Annotated in this window: 15 protein-coding genes; 10 read left to right on the top strand and 5 right to left on the bottom strand. The window is 55.0% G+C overall.

Annotation, left to right across the window (positions count from 1 at the left end):
• Positions 1 to 17: 17 nt before the first annotated feature.
• The 3 genes from ABQ298_11335 (at position 18) to trxA (ending at position 1855) form a co-directional block, all read left to right on the top strand.
• A complete protein-coding gene (locus ABQ298_11335; protein ID MEQ9824968.1) occupies positions 18 to 773 on the top strand; it encodes a segregation/condensation protein A in 756 nt (251 codons plus the stop codon).
• Positions 774 to 835: 62 nt separating this feature from the next.
• Positions 836 to 1081 carry a hypothetical protein gene (locus ABQ298_11330; GenBank protein MEQ9824967.1) on the top strand — a complete coding sequence of 82 codons (246 nt, stop codon included), beginning with the start codon at positions 836 to 838 and terminating at the stop codon, positions 1079 to 1081.
• 453 nt (positions 1082 to 1534) lie between these two features.
• Complete coding sequence (gene trxA, locus ABQ298_11325; GenBank protein MEQ9824966.1) at positions 1535 to 1855, top strand: thioredoxin; 321 nt, start codon at positions 1535 to 1537, stop codon at positions 1853 to 1855.
• A 98-nt stretch (positions 1856 to 1953) separates the two neighbouring features.
• On the opposite strand, the gene ABQ298_11320 is transcribed toward trxA, so the two are convergent.
• From ABQ298_11320 to glgA, 4 genes are all read right to left on the bottom strand, one after another.
• The gene (locus ABQ298_11320; protein MEQ9824965.1) at positions 1954 to 3315 is read right to left on the bottom strand and encodes an AGE family epimerase/isomerase; all 1362 of its coding nucleotides are present in this window, start codon (positions 3313 to 3315) and stop codon (positions 1954 to 1956) included.
• A complete protein-coding gene (locus tag ABQ298_11315) occupies positions 3312 to 4268 on the bottom strand; it encodes a ThuA domain-containing protein (GenBank protein MEQ9824964.1) in 957 nt (318 codons plus the stop codon). The genes ABQ298_11320 and ABQ298_11315 overlap by 4 nt, the downstream gene beginning before the upstream one ends.
• Positions 4269 to 4504: 236 nt before the next feature.
• Positions 4505 to 6232 carry an NAD-binding protein gene (locus ABQ298_11310; GenBank protein ID MEQ9824963.1) on the bottom strand — a complete coding sequence of 576 codons (1728 nt, stop codon included), beginning with the start codon at positions 6230 to 6232 and terminating at the stop codon, positions 4505 to 4507.
• Positions 6233 to 6371: 139 nt separating this feature from the next.
• On the bottom strand, positions 6372 to 7844 hold the full coding sequence (gene glgA / locus ABQ298_11305) for a glycogen synthase GlgA (protein ID MEQ9824962.1): 1473 nt from the start codon (positions 7842 to 7844) through the stop codon (positions 6372 to 6374).
• Between the two features lie 178 nt (positions 7845 to 8022).
• Here glgA and ABQ298_11300 point away from each other — a divergent pair, with 178 nt between their 5' ends.
• The 5 genes from ABQ298_11300 to thrH all read left to right on the top strand — a co-directional run bounded on the left by ABQ298_11300 (position 8023) and on the right by thrH (position 13685).
• Positions 8023 to 9279 (top strand): 6-phosphofructokinase, encoded by a 1257-nt coding sequence (locus ABQ298_11300; protein MEQ9824961.1) that lies wholly within the window; start codon positions 8023 to 8025, stop codon positions 9277 to 9279.
• Between the two features lie 37 nt (positions 9280 to 9316).
• A complete protein-coding gene (locus ABQ298_11295; protein MEQ9824960.1) occupies positions 9317 to 10768 on the top strand; it encodes a S41 family peptidase in 1452 nt (483 codons plus the stop codon).
• A gap of 79 nt (positions 10769 to 10847) precedes the next feature.
• Positions 10848 to 11570: a hypothetical protein gene (locus ABQ298_11290; GenBank protein ID MEQ9824959.1), complete on the top strand. Its 723-nt coding sequence runs from the start codon at positions 10848 to 10850 to the stop codon at positions 11568 to 11570.
• Positions 11571 to 11595: 25 nt separating this feature from the next.
• Positions 11596 to 13017: a hypothetical protein gene (locus ABQ298_11285; protein ID MEQ9824958.1), complete on the top strand. Its 1422-nt coding sequence runs from the start codon at positions 11596 to 11598 to the stop codon at positions 13015 to 13017.
• Positions 13018 to 13064: 47 nt separating this feature from the next.
• Complete coding sequence (gene thrH / locus ABQ298_11280; GenBank protein ID MEQ9824957.1) at positions 13065 to 13685, top strand: bifunctional phosphoserine phosphatase/homoserine phosphotransferase ThrH; 621 nt, start codon at positions 13065 to 13067, stop codon at positions 13683 to 13685.
• 102 nt (positions 13686 to 13787) lie between these two features.
• On the opposite strand, the gene moeB is transcribed toward thrH, so the two are convergent.
• On the bottom strand, positions 13788 to 14948 hold the full coding sequence (gene moeB / locus ABQ298_11275; GenBank protein MEQ9824956.1) for a molybdopterin-synthase adenylyltransferase MoeB: 1161 nt from the start codon (positions 14946 to 14948) through the stop codon (positions 13788 to 13790).
• A gap of 219 nt (positions 14949 to 15167) precedes the next feature.
• Between moeB and ABQ298_11270 the strand changes: the two genes are divergently transcribed.
• Both ABQ298_11270 and ABQ298_11265 read left to right on the top strand, forming a co-directional pair.
• Positions 15168 to 15803 carry a CPBP family intramembrane glutamic endopeptidase gene (locus ABQ298_11270; GenBank protein MEQ9824955.1) on the top strand — a complete coding sequence of 212 codons (636 nt, stop codon included), beginning with the start codon at positions 15168 to 15170 and terminating at the stop codon, positions 15801 to 15803.
• 48 nt (positions 15804 to 15851) lie between these two features.
• On the top strand, positions 15852 to 16376 hold a 525-nt coding region (locus ABQ298_11265), incomplete at its 3' end, for a hypothetical protein (protein ID MEQ9824954.1).

The raw sequence follows: 16376 nt of genomic DNA, 5'->3' as shown, positions 1-16376 counted from the left end.
GTCCTCCTTTGATCCACATGGCAAGCGCACCTGAATCCATCTGGGACCCCAGCGAACTGGCGATCAAACTCAAAGTGTTTGAGGGACCGCTCGACCTGCTGATTTTCCTGATTCGAAAGAACGAAATCGATATCTATGATATTCCGATGGAGACGGTGACGTCCCAGTACATCGCCTACCTCGATCAGATGGAAAAACTGAATCTGGAGGTCGCCGGTGATTTTTTTGTCATGGCTTCCACGCTCATGTATATCAAGAGTCGCATGCTACTGCCTCCCCGCGAACAGGTCGTTGACGAAGACGAAGGTGAAGAGAACCAGGACCCGCGTTGGGAGCTGGTACAACAGCTTCTCGAATATCGGCGTTTCAAGGAACTGGCCACCGAGATTGAAGAACGCATCGATAAGCGCAATCAACTCGTCGACCGCATCGTGAAACACGACCATGCTTCCAGTGATCCACGCCCGCTCGAAAAAATTGACCGCATCGACCTTTGGAACATCATCAATCAGGTTTACCTTCGCCTGGCCGAAAAAATGAATTTTGGTGAAATCGAGCAGGAAGCGGTCACCGTTGCAGATCGCATGGACCACATCCTTCGCCACATGGCATCCCGCCCCAAATTTCTCTTCTCCGAGCTGTTTGAGTCTGCCGCCACACTTGTCACCATCGTCACCACCTTCCTGGCCCTGCTCGAACTCACACGTCTGCGAAAGCTTCGCCTCGCCCAGCATGAGGCCTTTGCCGACATCGAATGCTGCGTTGTCACCTGACACCAGCAGGAATGCCGTCACTCCAAGCTTGAAAATACGCGTAAATCCACAAGGTTAGTTCCATGCGGAGAGCAAATCAACAGAACCGGTCCCACCTGATTGGAGTGGGTTTTGATCATCAGGATGGGCACAAGCGCATCACGCGTGCAGAGGATTTTTCCATCGTAGGCGGCTCTGAGGAAACCCATGACCGACTGACCGAAACCGCGCTCAAAACCGTTGAGGACCTGAGCCGGAAGGGGAAGACCCTGCACGATGCAGATCACGAAGAAATCCGGGACATCGTGTTGAAACATTCACAGTCATGAAGCATCGCGCTGATTCCTCCCCAACCCCAAATTCCGATTTCAGGCAGAACCCTCCTCATGCCTCAAAAGCCGGGGTCCGAATCGCGCGCAAGGATGCGGGACTGCAGTCACGTCCCTCCATCAGGGTCCGACAAGCCCATTCCAAACCAGTGGTATCTGTCCCTGCTCAATCCCCAGCGCAAGCCCAGCTTCGTGCCCAACCTCTGCGTGCCGAAAAGCCCATGCGCATCCGTCCCATATCGGATCAGGAGCCAGCCTGCAGAAGAGACGAGTGTGATGACATCTCACAATCACGGACCCGCCGCACGCAACATCGCTCACTGTCCAAGGTTTCACTGCTCTTTCTCGACGCTGCGATTGCAGTCGTCTCACTTTCTTTTATGGTGCTCACGTTGATGCACCACTAACGAATCCCATTCACTAACGAATCAATCCAAACCCATCATAAACGAAATGTCTGAACACATTACCGAGCTGACTTCTGCCAACTTTGATTCCACGATTTCCGCCGGGGGAGTCCCGGTGATCGTTGATTTTTGGGCGCCCTGGTGTGGCCCGTGCAAGGCCATCGCACCCATCCTTGAAGAACTTGCCAGTGAAGAAGCCGGCAAGGTCAAGGTCTGCAAGGTAAACGTGGACAATAACAGTGAATTGGCCAACCGCTACAGCATCCGTGCGATCCCCACACTGCTGGTTTTCAAAGATGGCAATGTTGCTAACCAAATCGTCGGCATGACCTCAAAAGCCGACCTCAAGTCCAAGATCGGACTCTGAGTCAACTCGCATCCAGCGATTACGTCAACCCGCCCGACTGCATCGGCGGGTTGTTTGGTTTACCCATCCTGGCAACTGTTGGCATGCTCTCATGAGGCTTACCGTTGCTCTGCACACTCCAGCCAGTGTGACGCATTGAGCAGTGCGCGACTGTTGTGGTACGCGCCCTTCCAGATCTGTGACTTGAGTCCATTGACAGCCTCAGGGCTTTGGTCCAGTCCCTGCGCATACCATCCCCCTCGCTCATGGTCAATGAGCCAGGTGGAAATGTAGTCCCAGGTGCGACGCGCCAGTTGGTCATAGGCGTGCGCATCCTCCGGTTCAAAACAATGCATCATCAGCAGCGTGTTGAGCAGTTCCGCCTGTGCCCACCACGCCTTGTGTTTCGATACCAGGTGCATGCGACCATCCCGGTAGAGTCCCGCATCATAGAGTCCACCGTTCTGTGCATCCCACCCATGCACGAGTGCATGATCGAGCAGTTTTTTGCCCAACTGTCGAATTTCCGGGAGCTTTTCGCCTCCGAGCGCAAGCTCCGATTCGTAGAGCAGATAGGCAATCTCCACATCATGTCCGAATGAGACATGATCCCAGTGCATCACTTCCCGGTAGCGATCCAGCGCATGGTGTTCAAAGGAGACCGGAGTCCAATCTTCATGAAAATACTGATTCACGTAGCCCCGCGCATCGATCATGCGGTGCATGAGCAGTTCCTGCAGTTCCACAAGCCGTAACCGCAACTGCTCGTCCGGCCATACCCGGAATAGTTCGGTGAACGCCTCCAGCAGGTGAATACTGGTATTCTGGCTCTTGGCGTAGACCCGGTTTTCCGGATTCACATACGGCGCACCATTGGCACCCATGATGTCAAAATACCCACCGTATCGGGCATCGTGTGCATGGGAGTCCAGCCATCGGAAGGTACGAACCGCACCGTCCAACGCACGCGCATCCCCCGTGACTTCGTGATAGGCGGCAAGCGCGTAGATCGCAAAGGCGATGCCATAACTCTGCTTGCGTGAACCCACCCTGCCTTGCTCCAACACATTGCCTTGCTCGTCCAGCAGCCAGAAAAATCCTCCCTTCTCAGAATCCCACATCGTGCCCAGCAGATAATCGACTCCATGGGATGCAATCTGCCGAAGTTCGTCCCTCTCCGAAAATCGCTCATACAGGCGAATCGAAGTCCAAACGTGGCGGGCCTGAGTCACCACCATCTTGGGTTGATCCGGCAGGCGTTTCCAATCGGCATCAAACTGGCTCCAATACCCACCCTGTTCCGCATCCACCACACGAGGATACCAGGCTTCCAGGATCGATGTGAGCAATGCACACTCCAGTTCCTCCTGCAACCCGTCAAGCGGGTCGCCAACAGAACCTGAAGGATGTGCCCAAAGCACACTGCCTGTCACACACAGCAGGAGCAAAGGAGAGAGGACCTGCGTCCTAAGCACCTTCATCGCCGCCACTCAAAAGGGCGAACCCTTGCGTGAGTTTCATCCGGAAAATCTGCGGGGATGGGCAGCGTGACCTCGCCCGTTGCCGCCCATTCTGTTCCTCGCAGTAGTGTGGTGATGAAGCCTACTCCCTCAAAGGAGTAGTCCTCATGCCCAAGCGTGGTATGAAAGATGCGCCCCTCTCCGTACTCCACGGTCATCAGCATGGGTTCGTGCCTTCCCGATCCGTTCATCTCTTCAGATGAATATGCGGTGGCCAGCACGGTCATGTTTTCTGCGGGGCCTCTCAAACGGTCGTAGCACTCATCCTGAGCATGCAGCCATCGCTGGGGCATGCCGCGCGTGATCGGATGATCCGGTTGACGGATTTCTATCAGAAATTGGTGTTCCGGGCCGTGGCTTCCGGCTCTGCCCGGACTCTCGTCACGAATCAGCTCTCCCTGATCATCATAATATACGTAGGGACCATGGCGCTCATCGCGACCACCCCAGCCTCCCAAACCAATCATCTGGTTGTAGGCCTGCCATTCGGGAAAAGAATTGTTTGCAGCATGCACGGACACGAAGCCTCCGCCTTGCGAGACAAACTGCTCAAACGACTGCTGGGTGCTCTCGGGCCAGTGAGCTGCCTTCCATCCAAAATTGGAAATGATGACGTCATAGGCTGAAAAATCGGGTTCAAATGACGGATCCGCCACAGGTTCGGCAACCTCCGTGCGCTGCACCCCATCCTGAAGTGCATACTGCGGCAGCCATTTCTCACCGCGCCAGGTGAATTGTGTGCGCAGAACATCTACCTCAAAGCGCCCACTCTCTTCGAGATACTGCTTCATCATCATCGTCGATTTGGGCCAGACCGTATGGTTGTTTTGCCCATCAACGATCAACACCCGGATGCGCTCTCCATCAGGTTGTTGACAGCCAGCGAGCAGGCCCATCCCAAGGACAAGCAGCATGCTGAGAAGTGTGTCACGGGCTGGGCGAAAGGACAGACACAAAAAGGGTACGTTGGGGTAGAACATGATGCATGCATGCTAACCGAAAGTCATGCGCATGAGAAGCGAAAAGCCGCACTGCAGTCCATGTGAACGCTATCTTTCACCCGTCACACATGCCTTCCCATCGCCTCAAGGAGACGCTGCACAGTCAGCGCACAGTCTGTCAGGGCAGGTTGCGTGGAACCTGCCCGCATTCAACTCAGTTTGAGGCGTGAACTTTTCGCTCCAGCCGCAACCGGAAAGCGCTCATAAAAGCGTTCTTCCGACTCACGGTCGCCGATGAGCAACAGTTCCGTGTCCGCATCAATCGGTGCGCGCGGATCAATTTCGGTCTGCATTTCACCAGCCCGTGTGAGCGCGATCACATTGCATCCGGTTTTGGCACGCAGCTCCAGTTCGATCAGGTTTTTCCCCAGCTCACTTTCGGGCAATTTTGCGCGAAATGCTGAAATGCCCTCCGCTACCATCAGGGTATCACTCTGTTGCAGGTAGTTGAAAATCTGGTTGGAACCCATCGAAGCATACGACATCACAATGTCGGCACCGGCCCGAAGCAGTCGATCAATGCCTCCTGGCGAGGTGGCACGACTGATGATTTGCAGATCCGGACGGAGTTTTCGACAGAAGATCGTGAGATAGATGTCCATTTCGTCATTGCGTGACGTGATGACCAGGGATTCTGCATCGATGATGCCCGCCTGCTGCAGGATGTCAAAATCGGCAGCATCCCCGACAATGCCCTTCTCCCCCATCGGAGCAAGTGCCTTGGCATCCATTTCGATGATGCGGAAATCAACGTCACGTTGAGACAGCGATTGTGCCACAGCAAGTCCGACTCTGCCCGCACCGACAACGATGACCCGGGCACCCTCCGCGATGGGGTGCGTGTATTTCTCATCAAAGGCCGCCAGTTGCTCAGCCGTTCCCGAAAGCATCAGAACCGAATTGAAATCAATGCGCGTATCGGGTTTGGCGATGTTGAATCCGGTTCGATCCCAAACACCCACTACATTCACGCCAACGCTTTGCGGCAGCTGCAGTTCCATCACTGTTCGATCAACCAGCTCTGTACCGCGCGCCGCAGTTTCAGCAATGAGCAGCTTGTCAAACTGACCGATCACATGCGATGCGGCGCCGCCACCAATCACCCGACGGGCCAGTGCATCCCCCATCATTTCTCCCAGCTGAAAAACCACGGACCCGCCAGCCAGACGAATCACGTCTGCAGCAGATTTGGTGCTCGCGAGACTGGCCACAGGGACGTCCTTACAGCGCGAGCGTACGGAAAAGGCCGTATTTGCATTGCTGATGTCGTCTCCGGTCACCGTGACCAGCGCTGCATGCTGCACCCGGGCGCGCTCGAAAGTGGAAGCATCTGATAAATCGCCCTGCATCACGCGAACATTCTGATCCATCAGCCGAAGTACCTGCTCATCATTCGGGCAGATCACGACATAGGGGCGGGAAAAACGGTCGAGTTTTTCGATCAGTGCCTGCGCAATCGCGTCGTAGGAAGTGAGGATGACGTGGTCACTCAGGTCATCGGAAACGGATCGTGGAATGCGTCCCTTTGACTGTTTTTCCATCCATGGAGCATAAAAAAACTCGATCAGGGTAAAGGGCATCAGAATGAGCAGAAAAATCACGCCCGATAGCAGCACAACCACAGAAAACAGTCTCCCGATATCACTTTCGAATGTGATGTCTCCAAACCCAAGCGTCGACATGACTGTCAGGGTCCAATAAAATCCGGTGATCCAAGTGTACTGCCGCCCTTCGAGTTCCATCAACCAGTGAAATGCCAGCGAATACACGGTCACCAGGGCAAACAGGACGAGCAGGAAGGAATACAAGAGGCGGGTATTGCGCCGATGGGAGCGATTTCCCATGTAAGCGGCGACTCCGGAGACGAGTGTTTTCATATCAATGCTTCCTGCAATAGCTCAATTCGCACCCAAGTTCAAGTGGACCTGCCTCTGAATCCTTGATCGATGGGGGGTGTCGGCTTCCCTGACCTGCTCCAGACAGGAACAGGGGCACATCGAACGTGTGCGCGGTTTCTCAGAGGGGGTAAACTCCGGTTCTCGCTTCAACTGCCCAGGCATAGACTTGTTCGTATTGTTTCGCAGGCAGCTTCCACGAAAAATCCTGCTGCATCGCGTTACGCTGCAGCTGGGTGAGTTCCTCTTTTCGGTCGTAAAAGGTCGCACAGGCCCATCCCATCGTGTAATAAAGGGCATCCACTGTCAGGTGATCAAATTTGAAACCCGTGCCGATGCCCTTGCCCTCCTCATATTGCTGCACGGTGTCAACCAGTCCACCTGTGGAGCGAACAACCGGCAGGGTGCCATAGGCCATCGCATACATCTGGCTCAGTCCACAGGGTTCGAAGCGGCTGGGCATCAAGAGAAAATCCCCACCAGCATAGGTGAGGTGGGCCAGGGGATTGTTGTAGCCAATGTAGGCCCCAACGCGTCCGGGGAAGCGCTCGGCCAGCATCCGAAATCCGTGCTCGAGTTGAGCATCCCCGCTTCCCAAAATCGCGATCTGCACGTGCATTTCTTCCATCACACGAGGAGCAGCCTGCAGCAGCACATCAAGTCCCTTTTGGCTGAACATGCGGGTCACCATGACAAAGATCGGCTTACCCGGATCCACTTCGAGTCCAAAGGCTTCCTGCAGCGCCTGTTTTGCCGCACGTTTTCCCGAAAGGTCGTCCTTCGAGAACGGAGCTGGCAAATGGCGGTCTGTCGCCGGATTCCACTCCGACAAATCCACACCATTGACGATACCAATGAGGTCCGATGCCTTGAATTTCAACGTGTTCTGCAACCCAAACCCAAACTCAGCAGTCTGAATTTCATGGGCGTAGGTCGGGCTGACGGTTGTCACCTTCTGGGAGTGATAGATGGCACCCTTCATGTAGTTCACCCGGCCATAGCACTCCAGCCCATCAGCCTTGAACAGGCTCATGGGCAGTCCGCTGTACGGCAATACGTCATAATGAAAAATGCCCTGAAACTGAAGATTGTGAATCGTCAACACCGATGCTGTCTTCCCCAGGGGTTTTCCCAGCTCACGGGTATTCAGATGGGCTGGCACCAGTCCGGTTGTCCAGTCATGACAGTGAATGACGTCCGGAATCCAGTCGAGAAAATGACAGAGATCGAGGCTCGCACGGCTGAAAAATGCAAAGCGGTAACCCTCGCGCTCGTATTCACGATAGTCATCAGAATACACCGTCGGCACGTCAAAGTAGGCATCGTGTTCCAGCAAATAAACCGGAGTAGCCTCGTCTGCCAGCCGGGTCTCCCAGACCTGACAAAACCGCACTTCTCTGCCGAGATAGACGTGCAGCGCTTGCTCGTGTGCCTTCCAGCTCGATTCGGGACGAATGAAGGAATACTTCGGGCAGACAATGCGAACATCATGCCCCATGCGAGTGAGTTCCAGCGGAAGTGCCCCGGCCACGTCAGCCAGTCCTCCAACTTTTGAAAACGGCACCACCTCGGGTGCGACCATCAGGATCTTCATGCAGGTGCGAGGTCAGTTTGGGTTTTGGGATTTGCGGCGCACCCCTGAACCAAGGCGCTCTTCCCTATGACAATAATTGGCAAGCAGGGTCAACAAAATTGAATTCCACCGACAAGGATATTGACGAACAACGATTAATTTCTTCGACTCGACCTCTGAATCATCTATAGAAACTGGCATGTCTGAAGAACTTATCGGAAACTGTTTAATCGCACAATCGGGGGGGCCTACCACCGTGATCAACGCCAGTCTGGCGGGTGCGGTGTCCGAAGCACTCAACCACGAGTGTATCGAAGAAATTTATGGGGGCATGAACGGCATCCTCGGCATTCTCAACGAAGAGCTGATCGATCTGGCCGACGAATCCCAGCAAACCATTCGCGGGCTGCGTCACACGCCAGCTTCCGCACTTGGCACTTGTCGTTTCAAACTGAAGCAATCGCAGGATTTTGACCGGGTGCTCGAAGTGTTTCAGGCACACAACATCCGCTATTTCTTCTACATTGGCGGCAACGATTCACAGGACTCCGCCAATAAAATCTCAAAGTTGGCACAGGAGCGTGGATACGAACTGCGCGTCATCGGCATCCCCAAAACCGTCGACAACGATCTCGTGGGGACCGATCACTGCCCGGGCTACGGAAGCGTGATCAAATACGTTTCCACACTGGTGCGCGAAACCTCCAAGGATATTGAAGGAATGGGTCAGCACGATCTCGTGTTTGTGCTCGAAGTCATGGGACGCACGGCAGGATGGATTGCTGCGGGTTCTTCGCTCGCCAAACACCGCGATGACCCCAACAGTCCGCCACACCTGATCTACTTGCCCGAAGTTCCTTTCTCCGCCGAAAAATACCTCGAAGATGTTCAGAAGGTTCTGCAAAAACAAAAATACTGCTTCGTCGTGGTAGGCGAAGGTCTCGTCGATGAAGACGGCAACTACATCTCCACCACCAGTGCTGCTGCTGATGCGTTCGGTCATAGCCAGCTGGGGGGTTCCGGCGAATACCTTGCGACTCTCGCTGAGGAGCGTTTGGGCGTCAAGGCGCGCTCCGCACGCCCGGGTCACACTCAGCGCGCTGCCGTGCACTGCTCGAGCCAAACTGACAATGATGAAGCATTCATGGCAGGTCAGGCCGCCGTCATCGCTGCAGTCAAAGGAGAGACCGACAAAATGGTCACACTCACCCGTGCCGAATCGGACCAATACCGTTGCGAAACCAGTCTGATACCGCTCGACGAAGTTGCCAATGGTGTGAAACACCTGCCCAAAAATTGGATCAACGAGGACGGCGTGACGATGAATTTCAACTTTTTCCGGTATGCAAGTCCATTGATTCAGGGAGAGGTTCAGGTTCCCTACGAAAAAGGATTGCCTTCCTTTGTGAAGCTCAGTGGATCGCGCATTGCGAAAAAGCTGCCGGCCTACCAGTAACATTGCACCGCACTCTCCTGTGTGGTGGTTGACTTTGATGGAAAAGCGTTGCCAGGTTTATTCCCTGGCAACGCTTTGTTGTTTAGTCGTGTGCAACCTATTGATAGCGACCTGCGATCACCTGCTGTCCCCACATCGATTGCGGCTCAGTCTGGCCCTGGCTGTGACAGTGCTGATGAGTTTGCTCGCGCTGGCATCCTCAGTTCAACCACTCTCGTCCACCTCACATCTGACCGAGGAAGGCGTTGATCGTTTCCCGCTGAAAGCCATTCTCGAAGCCCTCGAAACACAATATCCCTTCCCTGAGCATGAACTCCGCAAATGGCAGTCCCTTCGCAGCAATCTCATCGAAGAGGCCTCCACAGTACGAACTCGCAGTGCATTCGCCAACGCCGTTCAACAGGCGTTCCAGTCGCTCGGCATCAGCCACTTGCGGCTGTATGATGAGCTATACACTAACACCGACGAGATCCAAGCCCGCGGACGCTCTCATACTGGCATCCGTTTCCAATGGATCGAGGACCATTGGTATGTTGCAGGGTTGCAGCAAACTTCTGGTCGCACAGGCATCTCTCTCGAACCGGGAGACGAAGTCACCCACCTGAATGGTCGGCGACTGCCATCTGTGCAGCAAGGAGCCTCCGTGCAAACACTCGCCTCCACTCCCCTGCTCAACTTTGGTCCAAATGGCGATACGTGGAAAATCCGCGCCAGGAAGCCTTCAGGCCAGTCCTTCGAAGCAACGGGCACATACACGACCTGGTACGGGCGCTGGTCGCGCTCCATCGGAAATCTCGATTCTCTGCCGTTCGAGTTCGATTCGCGCAGAGAGGGCAACATCCACATCCTGCGTTTCACCGCATTTGTCTATGACCTGCTTCCGGAAATACGGAAAGCCCTGCTCGAACTTCCCGATGATGTCGGACTCATCCTCGACCTTCGCGGAAACCCGGGTGGAATGGGCTTGATGGCGAATGCCCTCGCAGGTTTGTTGACCGATCACGCATTCCAGCTGGGCACCCTGAATCTGAAGCAGGGATGGATTGGATTTTTTGCGGACCCTCAGCCCGGTGCCTTTCTGGGTCCGGTCGCCATTCTCATCGATGCATTCAGCGCATCCACCAGCGAAATCTTTGCACTCGGACTCCAGGAAGCGGGGCGAGCACGTCTGTTCGGACAGCCGAGCATGGGGGCAGCCCTGCCATCCAAATGGCTCAAACTTGAAGGGAACTGGTCATTGCAACTCCCAGTTGCCACCTATCTCAGTGCGGAGGGGCACACCATTGAGGGAACCGGGGTTCGTCCCGATACAACCATTGTCACCACTCGCGAGGATCTGAGGAATAAACGGGATGCAACCCTCGAAGCGGCCATACACTGGATTCGCAGCCAACTGCAAAGTCCGCAAGCTGACAACAAAGTCACCCCAATGCCATCGGTAGTACCATCAATGCCAATTCCCCAGGAATCGTTTCAAAGCGAAGCTTGATCTGCATGAAACTCCTCGTAAGCTCCCTTGAACGGGTGCAGTTCCGCTGCAATCTTTCTCAACACATCCCTTTTCCAAAATGAAACTCACCATTCGTTTCTTCGTCATCACTCTGGGTGCGCTGCTTCCCACGCTGCTTCCCGCTCAAATCAGTCCGGAAGCCCAGGCCCTGATCGATGCGTACAATGAAGCCACTGGCGGCACAGAAGCGAAAAATGCGGTGTCCACCATGATCCAGCTGGGCACCTGCGAAATGGCAAACGAGGGCATCACTTGCCAGATGACCATCTACCTCAAGCGGCCCAAATCGTATGCCATGATCATGGAGATCCCCGATATCGGGACCATACAAAGCGCGTTCGAGGATGGGGTTGCCTGGGAGAATAACTCCATCACAGGCTTCCGCACCCTTGAGGGAACCGAACTTCAACAGGCGGCTAAGGATTCCGTGATTTTTCCGGAAACCAACATCGAACAATACTACCAGAAGGGAACGGTACAGGAAGCTCGCAGCGACGGCATGATCCCGGTGTTGCTAATCGATCATGATGGCATGGAGGAAACCTGGTTTTTTAATCCCTTCACTCACTACCTGGTTGAAGTTCACCAAGTGCTGGATGCCGGTGTGCGTGGCAGCTATCGCATCAAGGCAAAAATGCAGAACTACCAACCTGTAGGAGATCTCATGATCCCGATGGAGGTGGAAACCTCCACCCCTGCATTCAGTCTGACCAACCGCGTTGAGCAAACCGAAATCAACACCGAAATCCCCGACTATGTTTTCCGCAAACCACAGGGTTGAGGCACGACAGGGTTGAATGTAAATCATGATCACGTTCGCTTGCAGGTGGATTGCGCTTGCCGCCATCAGTTTACTCTTCGTTGCCAACCTCAACGCAAAGCAGAGGGTCATTTTGATTGTTCAGGAGGGCTTGGGACATGAGCTGATTGCCGCCGGACAACTTTACTCAGATGACGCGTCCCTCTGGGATTGGAGACTCGACCATCAGTGGCACTACCAGAGCATGGCCACCCACCCGCTCACCACGCAGGCGCATCCCGACGGAACCGACCCTGCACTGCTTTCGTCTTATAACCCCCACTCGGCCTGGGATGGTACTGTCGTACAAATCGGTGCTTCGTCAGGTGCTCCCACCAGCAGTTTTCGAGGGTACCGGTGGCTCATTGAACAGGCAACAGACCCACTCCAGGCGGCAACCGCACTGGGTAGCGGCATCCCCAGCTACAATACAGCGGTGAATTGGATGAACTATCCGTCGCGCTCTGGATCGCCACTCGCACCGACCCAGCAACTGCTCGAATGGGCAGATCACCATGAGCTGCAAACCGCACTGATTTCTGACATGCCCATCGGACACGATGTCGCTTCAATCCTTGCCGGATTTCGCTCCGAAAGCCGCGACACCGGCAGCAATCGCTTCAACTATCTGGTGCGCTCGAGTCAACTTGATCTCTACGTTGGAGCGGGTCACCCACGCTACAATGAACTGGGGCAGGCACACTCCGATCCACGTTATGTCGTGGCTTCCCAGTCCGATTGGCAGGATCTGCGAAATCGTGCACGTGCGAGTGGTTGGAATGTGATTTTTGGCGATGAAAACCTGCTGGGAGTGAGTTCACAGCCACAGCAGGCTGCAGAACGCCGTCTGGTCGTGCTCCAGTTTGGGGATACCACCTCAACTCAGGCCATTGCGGCAGATGCATCCGGGTTGTCGGGAAATCTGGCAAACAGTATGCGCTTTCAGATTCGCATGGGTCTCAACTTTCTCAATCAATCACCGAAGGGATTTATAGCCGTCATTCACCTTGGGCGTCTGCCCTACCTGCTCGGTGCCGAACTGCAGCGCGAAGCCATTGAAGAAGTCGTCAACGGGTTCCGTGCACTCACACTCTGCGAGGATTGGATTGAAGACAACGGAGGATGGCAGGATACCTCACTGCTGCTGGTCTCCCCGTATGAATATGGTCTGGTTTGGGGTGCTGGCTCCACTTCTTTTCCCTTCGCCCAAATCACCAACCGGGGCAAGGGACGCATCCCCGGGTTTCGCCTCAACCATCAGGGTCCAAGTGCAGCACTCGCCCCCGTTCTGGTCCGCGGAGCATTTGCCGAGCAACTTCAGCAAATGGAACAGGCAGAAGACCCGATTTATGGTTCCTTCCTCAATGCCTCCGAGCTGGGTGCATCGCTCAAACGTTTTGTCACTCCAGTCGATTCAATGGTTGAATAATTCCGCGTTCGTCCCCTAGGCTGTGCGCTCCTGTTGTCAACCGCACCATGCACCTAGTTTGTCTTGATCTCGAAGGAGTACTGATACCTGAAATCTGGAAAGGACTCGCCCAACTCACTGGAATCGAAGCGCTTGAGCGCACCACCCGGGATGAGCCGGACTACAATGTGCTCATGCGCTACCGGCTCGGCATTCTCGACGAACATGGCATTGGCATGCGGGAAATTCGTCAGGTCGTGGGCAGCATGTCTCCGCTTGAAGGTGCACCGCAGTTTCTGAACTGGCTGAGAACGCACACGCAGGTGATCATTTTATCCGACACGTTTTACGAGTTTGCGCAGCCCTTGCTCGACCAGCTCGACCACCCCACCATTTTCTGTCATTCCCTCGAAATCAACTCGGATGATCGCATTACTAACTACATCCTAAGACAGGAGGATCAAAAACGACACGCCGTAAATGCGCTTCGCTCGCTCCAATACCACGTCATCGCTGCAGGTGATTCGTACAACGACCTGAGCATGCTTGAAAGCGCACACCATGGCATCTTTTACTGTCCACCTGCGTCCATTGTGGATGCGTATCCATGCTTCCCGGTAACGCGCAATTACACGGAACTGGCCGCTGCGCTCAACCACCATCTGAAGGTGCCTGCCTTTGAGGGTTGAGTTCAGAATTCTCTCCCCGCAGCACGGCATTTCTGCGCGCCGTCTCTCCCTCAGGACTGAAGCCTGCTCCTATGCTCGGATAAGCGAATTGCCTCGACGGGATCAATAGCGTTCCATGCCGGGTTCCCAACGCTCTGCCCAGGCTTCAATCCCGCCTTTCATGCTGGTGCAACTTTGCAGTCCCCGACTCCGAAGAAACTGCACCACCTGCAGGCTGCGAAATCCGTGGTGACAATACACCACCAACGCTCGATCCCGAGGCAGCGAAGCAAGCTGCGCCGGTATGTTGCCCATGGGAATGAATTGACTTCCTTCGATCTGACAGATCGACGCCTCCTCCGGTTCGCGAATGTCGAGAAAGTATGCCAAGCCCTGATCGCAAAGTGTCTTGGCACGCACCACATCCACTTCAATGGGCAGGTCTGTGCTCGCAGGTTCGGATGTAGTGTTCATATCGTGCCCACAGGGAACCCAGTAGGTCTCCGAATGCAAGTCTTGAATGCGAGATGTTTTGGAACAGAGTGGACAGTTCGCATCCTTCGGAAGACGGATGGTGGCAAAGCGATTCCCAAACACATCCAGTTTCAGGATAGACCCCGCCAGCGACTGCCCCAATCCGGTGATCAGCTTGATCACTTCCATCGCCTGCAGGCTTCCCACCACTCCACACAGTGCTCCAACAACTCCCGCTTCATTGCATCCGGGTACAGTGCCCGGTTCCGGTGGTTCCGGAAACAGACAGCGGTAACACGGACTGGCATGCCCGGCGTTGAGCACCATGACTTGCCCTTCCGTCTGAAAGACACTGCCGGAAACCAGTGGTACTCCTGCCAAAAAACTCGCATCATTCACGAGATAACGGGTACCAAAGTTGTCCGATCCATCCACCACCACATCATACCCGGACACCACCTGAAGGGCGTTAGCAGGTTGCAATCCCTCTCGATGTAGCTGCACCTGGATGTCTGGATACAGCGACAGCAGCCGTTCACGTGCCACCTCCGCCTTGCTCAAGCCGACACTCGCATCCTCGAAGAGCACCTGTCGTTGCAGGTTGTGACGTTCGATCCGGTCAAACTCCGCAATGCCGATGGTTCCCACTCCTGCCGCCGCAAGGTAGAGCGCCGAGGGCGAACCCAGCCCACCGACGCCAATCAACAACACCGATGCCTGCTTGAGGCACTGTTGATGCTCCGCCCCAAATCCAGGTAAGCGGAGATGGCGACTAAAGCGCTCCCGATCCGATTCGCTGAGGGTTTCCATAATGATTACGTTACCCTTGAAACCCATAGCTGCAGGATGGAGCGTTGCAAGTACATCTGCCGCAGCAGGACACCCACAACAACCATCGCACACAGACATTGCCCACCTCCTGATCGCTTCGATTCCACCCGTCACACACAAGCTTGCATCCCGCTTGTTTTCTTACAACGTTGACCCATCATCTCCACTTGTTGCCAACCCTGAAGTGATCGCACACCGATGATTGATGGTCTCTTGTTCAACCTTTGCGCACTCGCAGCTGGCGTCTACTTGCTGCACCTTTGGCGAATCGACCTGCGAGTCCGCTCCAGCAGTGCATCGCTCGACACGCGCGCGCTGCTACCCGGCAGCACACCTGCAAGCCTGAGTGCCTGCAGTATCGCTGTCATCGGCGCCCTGCTTCTGATCGCAGCCTTGACTTGGACAGAACATGCAATGGGATGGCTTGCAACCCAGCGAACCCTCTCCCCCTGGTTCCTCGGAGCCATGCTGGGGGCAGCCATTACCGAAGAGCTGGTCTTCCGCGGCTATCTTGTGGTGCAGCACCGTGGGCGAACGCTGCTGGTTCTCTCTGCCATCACGTTCTCAATCGTTTTCGCCCTGATGCACCCCTACCTCTGGACCCATGCATCCCAGCCACAAAACGTCATCGAATGGATCACCAAGCTGCGACTCTCACTAACACCCCAGAATCTTCTCGCAACCACTTCCATTCTCATCCTCTCACTCTGGTACTACACGGTGCGATTTGCTGCTTTCAACCCAACCCATTCCCTGCTACCCTGTTTTTGCGCACATGCGGCGGCGAATTTAACCGTTTTCCTGATCAAGCTGTCCACCGGGCACATCAACTAAACGCAGCTGATGGATGCCCGAAGTAACTGAATTCACTCCCATCCACCCATGAACCCTGCCACCGATACTTCCCTTCATTTCACAACCGCGTTCCGACTGGGTCGCATCCTGGAAGAACTCGCATCCATCAACCGCAAACAGGTGGCCATCGAAACCATTCGTTCGATGGATGCCGGATTCGAAAACCGATCCATCCTGTCCACCCCCAAAAGCGAAATTGATCTCGCCCGCCAGCAGATCGCATCCCTGTGCGTATCCCTCGTTCCCCGTGTTCCCGGTCGGCTCGTGGAAATTTGTCAGAAGATTGAAAACTCCGATCCCACTGGCATGGGCCAGCTTGATGTGAAGCAAATGGGAGTATGGCACGCCGCAGCTGCGGGACTTATCGAAGAGACCATGCCACGCAGAACCCTGTGGAATTGCCTCCAGATGGGGCGTCTGACCCAGCGTTCCTGGCTGTTGATTTCCAACATCCGTGACACGCTCGAGGGGCATCGTCACATGCCCGACAACAGTTTGCTCGCATACATCGCCCTGCGAACGGACAATCCGACTGCGGATCTGAAGCGAGGA

The sequence above is a fragment of the Puniceicoccaceae bacterium genome, assembly GCA_040224245.1.
GTDB lineage: Bacteria > Verrucomicrobiota > Verrucomicrobiia > Opitutales > JAFGAQ01 > JAKSBQ01.
Note: the sequence above shows the minus strand (reverse complement) of the source record. Positions and strands in the feature narration are given on the sequence as shown.

What these genes read in the sequence shown, in the direction of transcription:
- ABQ298_11335 (MEQ9824968.1), top strand. Translation starts at nt 18, where the DNA reads ATGGCAAGCGCACCTGAATCCATCTGGGACCCCAGCGAACTGGCGATC.
- ABQ298_11330 (MEQ9824967.1), top strand. Translation starts at nt 836, where the DNA reads ATGCGGAGAGCAAATCAACAGAACCGGTCCCACCTGATTGGAGTGGGT.
- trxA (MEQ9824966.1), top strand. Translation starts at nt 1,535, where the DNA reads ATGTCTGAACACATTACCGAGCTGACTTCTGCCAACTTTGATTCCACG.
- ABQ298_11320 (MEQ9824965.1), bottom strand. Translation starts at nt 3,315, where the DNA reads ATGAAGGTGCTTAGGACGCAGGTCCTCTCTCCTTTGCTCCTGCTGTGT.
- ABQ298_11315 (MEQ9824964.1), bottom strand. Translation starts at nt 4,268, where the DNA reads ATGCTGCTTGTCCTTGGGATGGGCCTGCTCGCTGGCTGTCAACAACCT.
- ABQ298_11310 (MEQ9824963.1), bottom strand. Translation starts at nt 6,232, where the DNA reads ATGAAAACACTCGTCTCCGGAGTCGCCGCTTACATGGGAAATCGCTCC.
- glgA (MEQ9824962.1), bottom strand. Translation starts at nt 7,844, where the DNA reads ATGAAGATCCTGATGGTCGCACCCGAGGTGGTGCCGTTTTCAAAAGTT.
- ABQ298_11300 (MEQ9824961.1), top strand. Translation starts at nt 8,023, where the DNA reads ATGTCTGAAGAACTTATCGGAAACTGTTTAATCGCACAATCGGGGGGG.
- ABQ298_11295 (MEQ9824960.1), top strand. Translation starts at nt 9,317, where the DNA reads ATGGAAAAGCGTTGCCAGGTTTATTCCCTGGCAACGCTTTGTTGTTTA.
- ABQ298_11290 (MEQ9824959.1), top strand. Translation starts at nt 10,848, where the DNA reads ATGAAACTCACCATTCGTTTCTTCGTCATCACTCTGGGTGCGCTGCTT.
- ABQ298_11285 (MEQ9824958.1), top strand. Translation starts at nt 11,596, where the DNA reads ATGATCACGTTCGCTTGCAGGTGGATTGCGCTTGCCGCCATCAGTTTA.
- thrH (MEQ9824957.1), top strand. Translation starts at nt 13,065, where the DNA reads ATGCACCTAGTTTGTCTTGATCTCGAAGGAGTACTGATACCTGAAATC.
- moeB (MEQ9824956.1), bottom strand. Translation starts at nt 14,948, where the DNA reads ATGGAAACCCTCAGCGAATCGGATCGGGAGCGCTTTAGTCGCCATCTC.
- ABQ298_11270 (MEQ9824955.1), top strand. Translation starts at nt 15,168, where the DNA reads ATGATTGATGGTCTCTTGTTCAACCTTTGCGCACTCGCAGCTGGCGTC.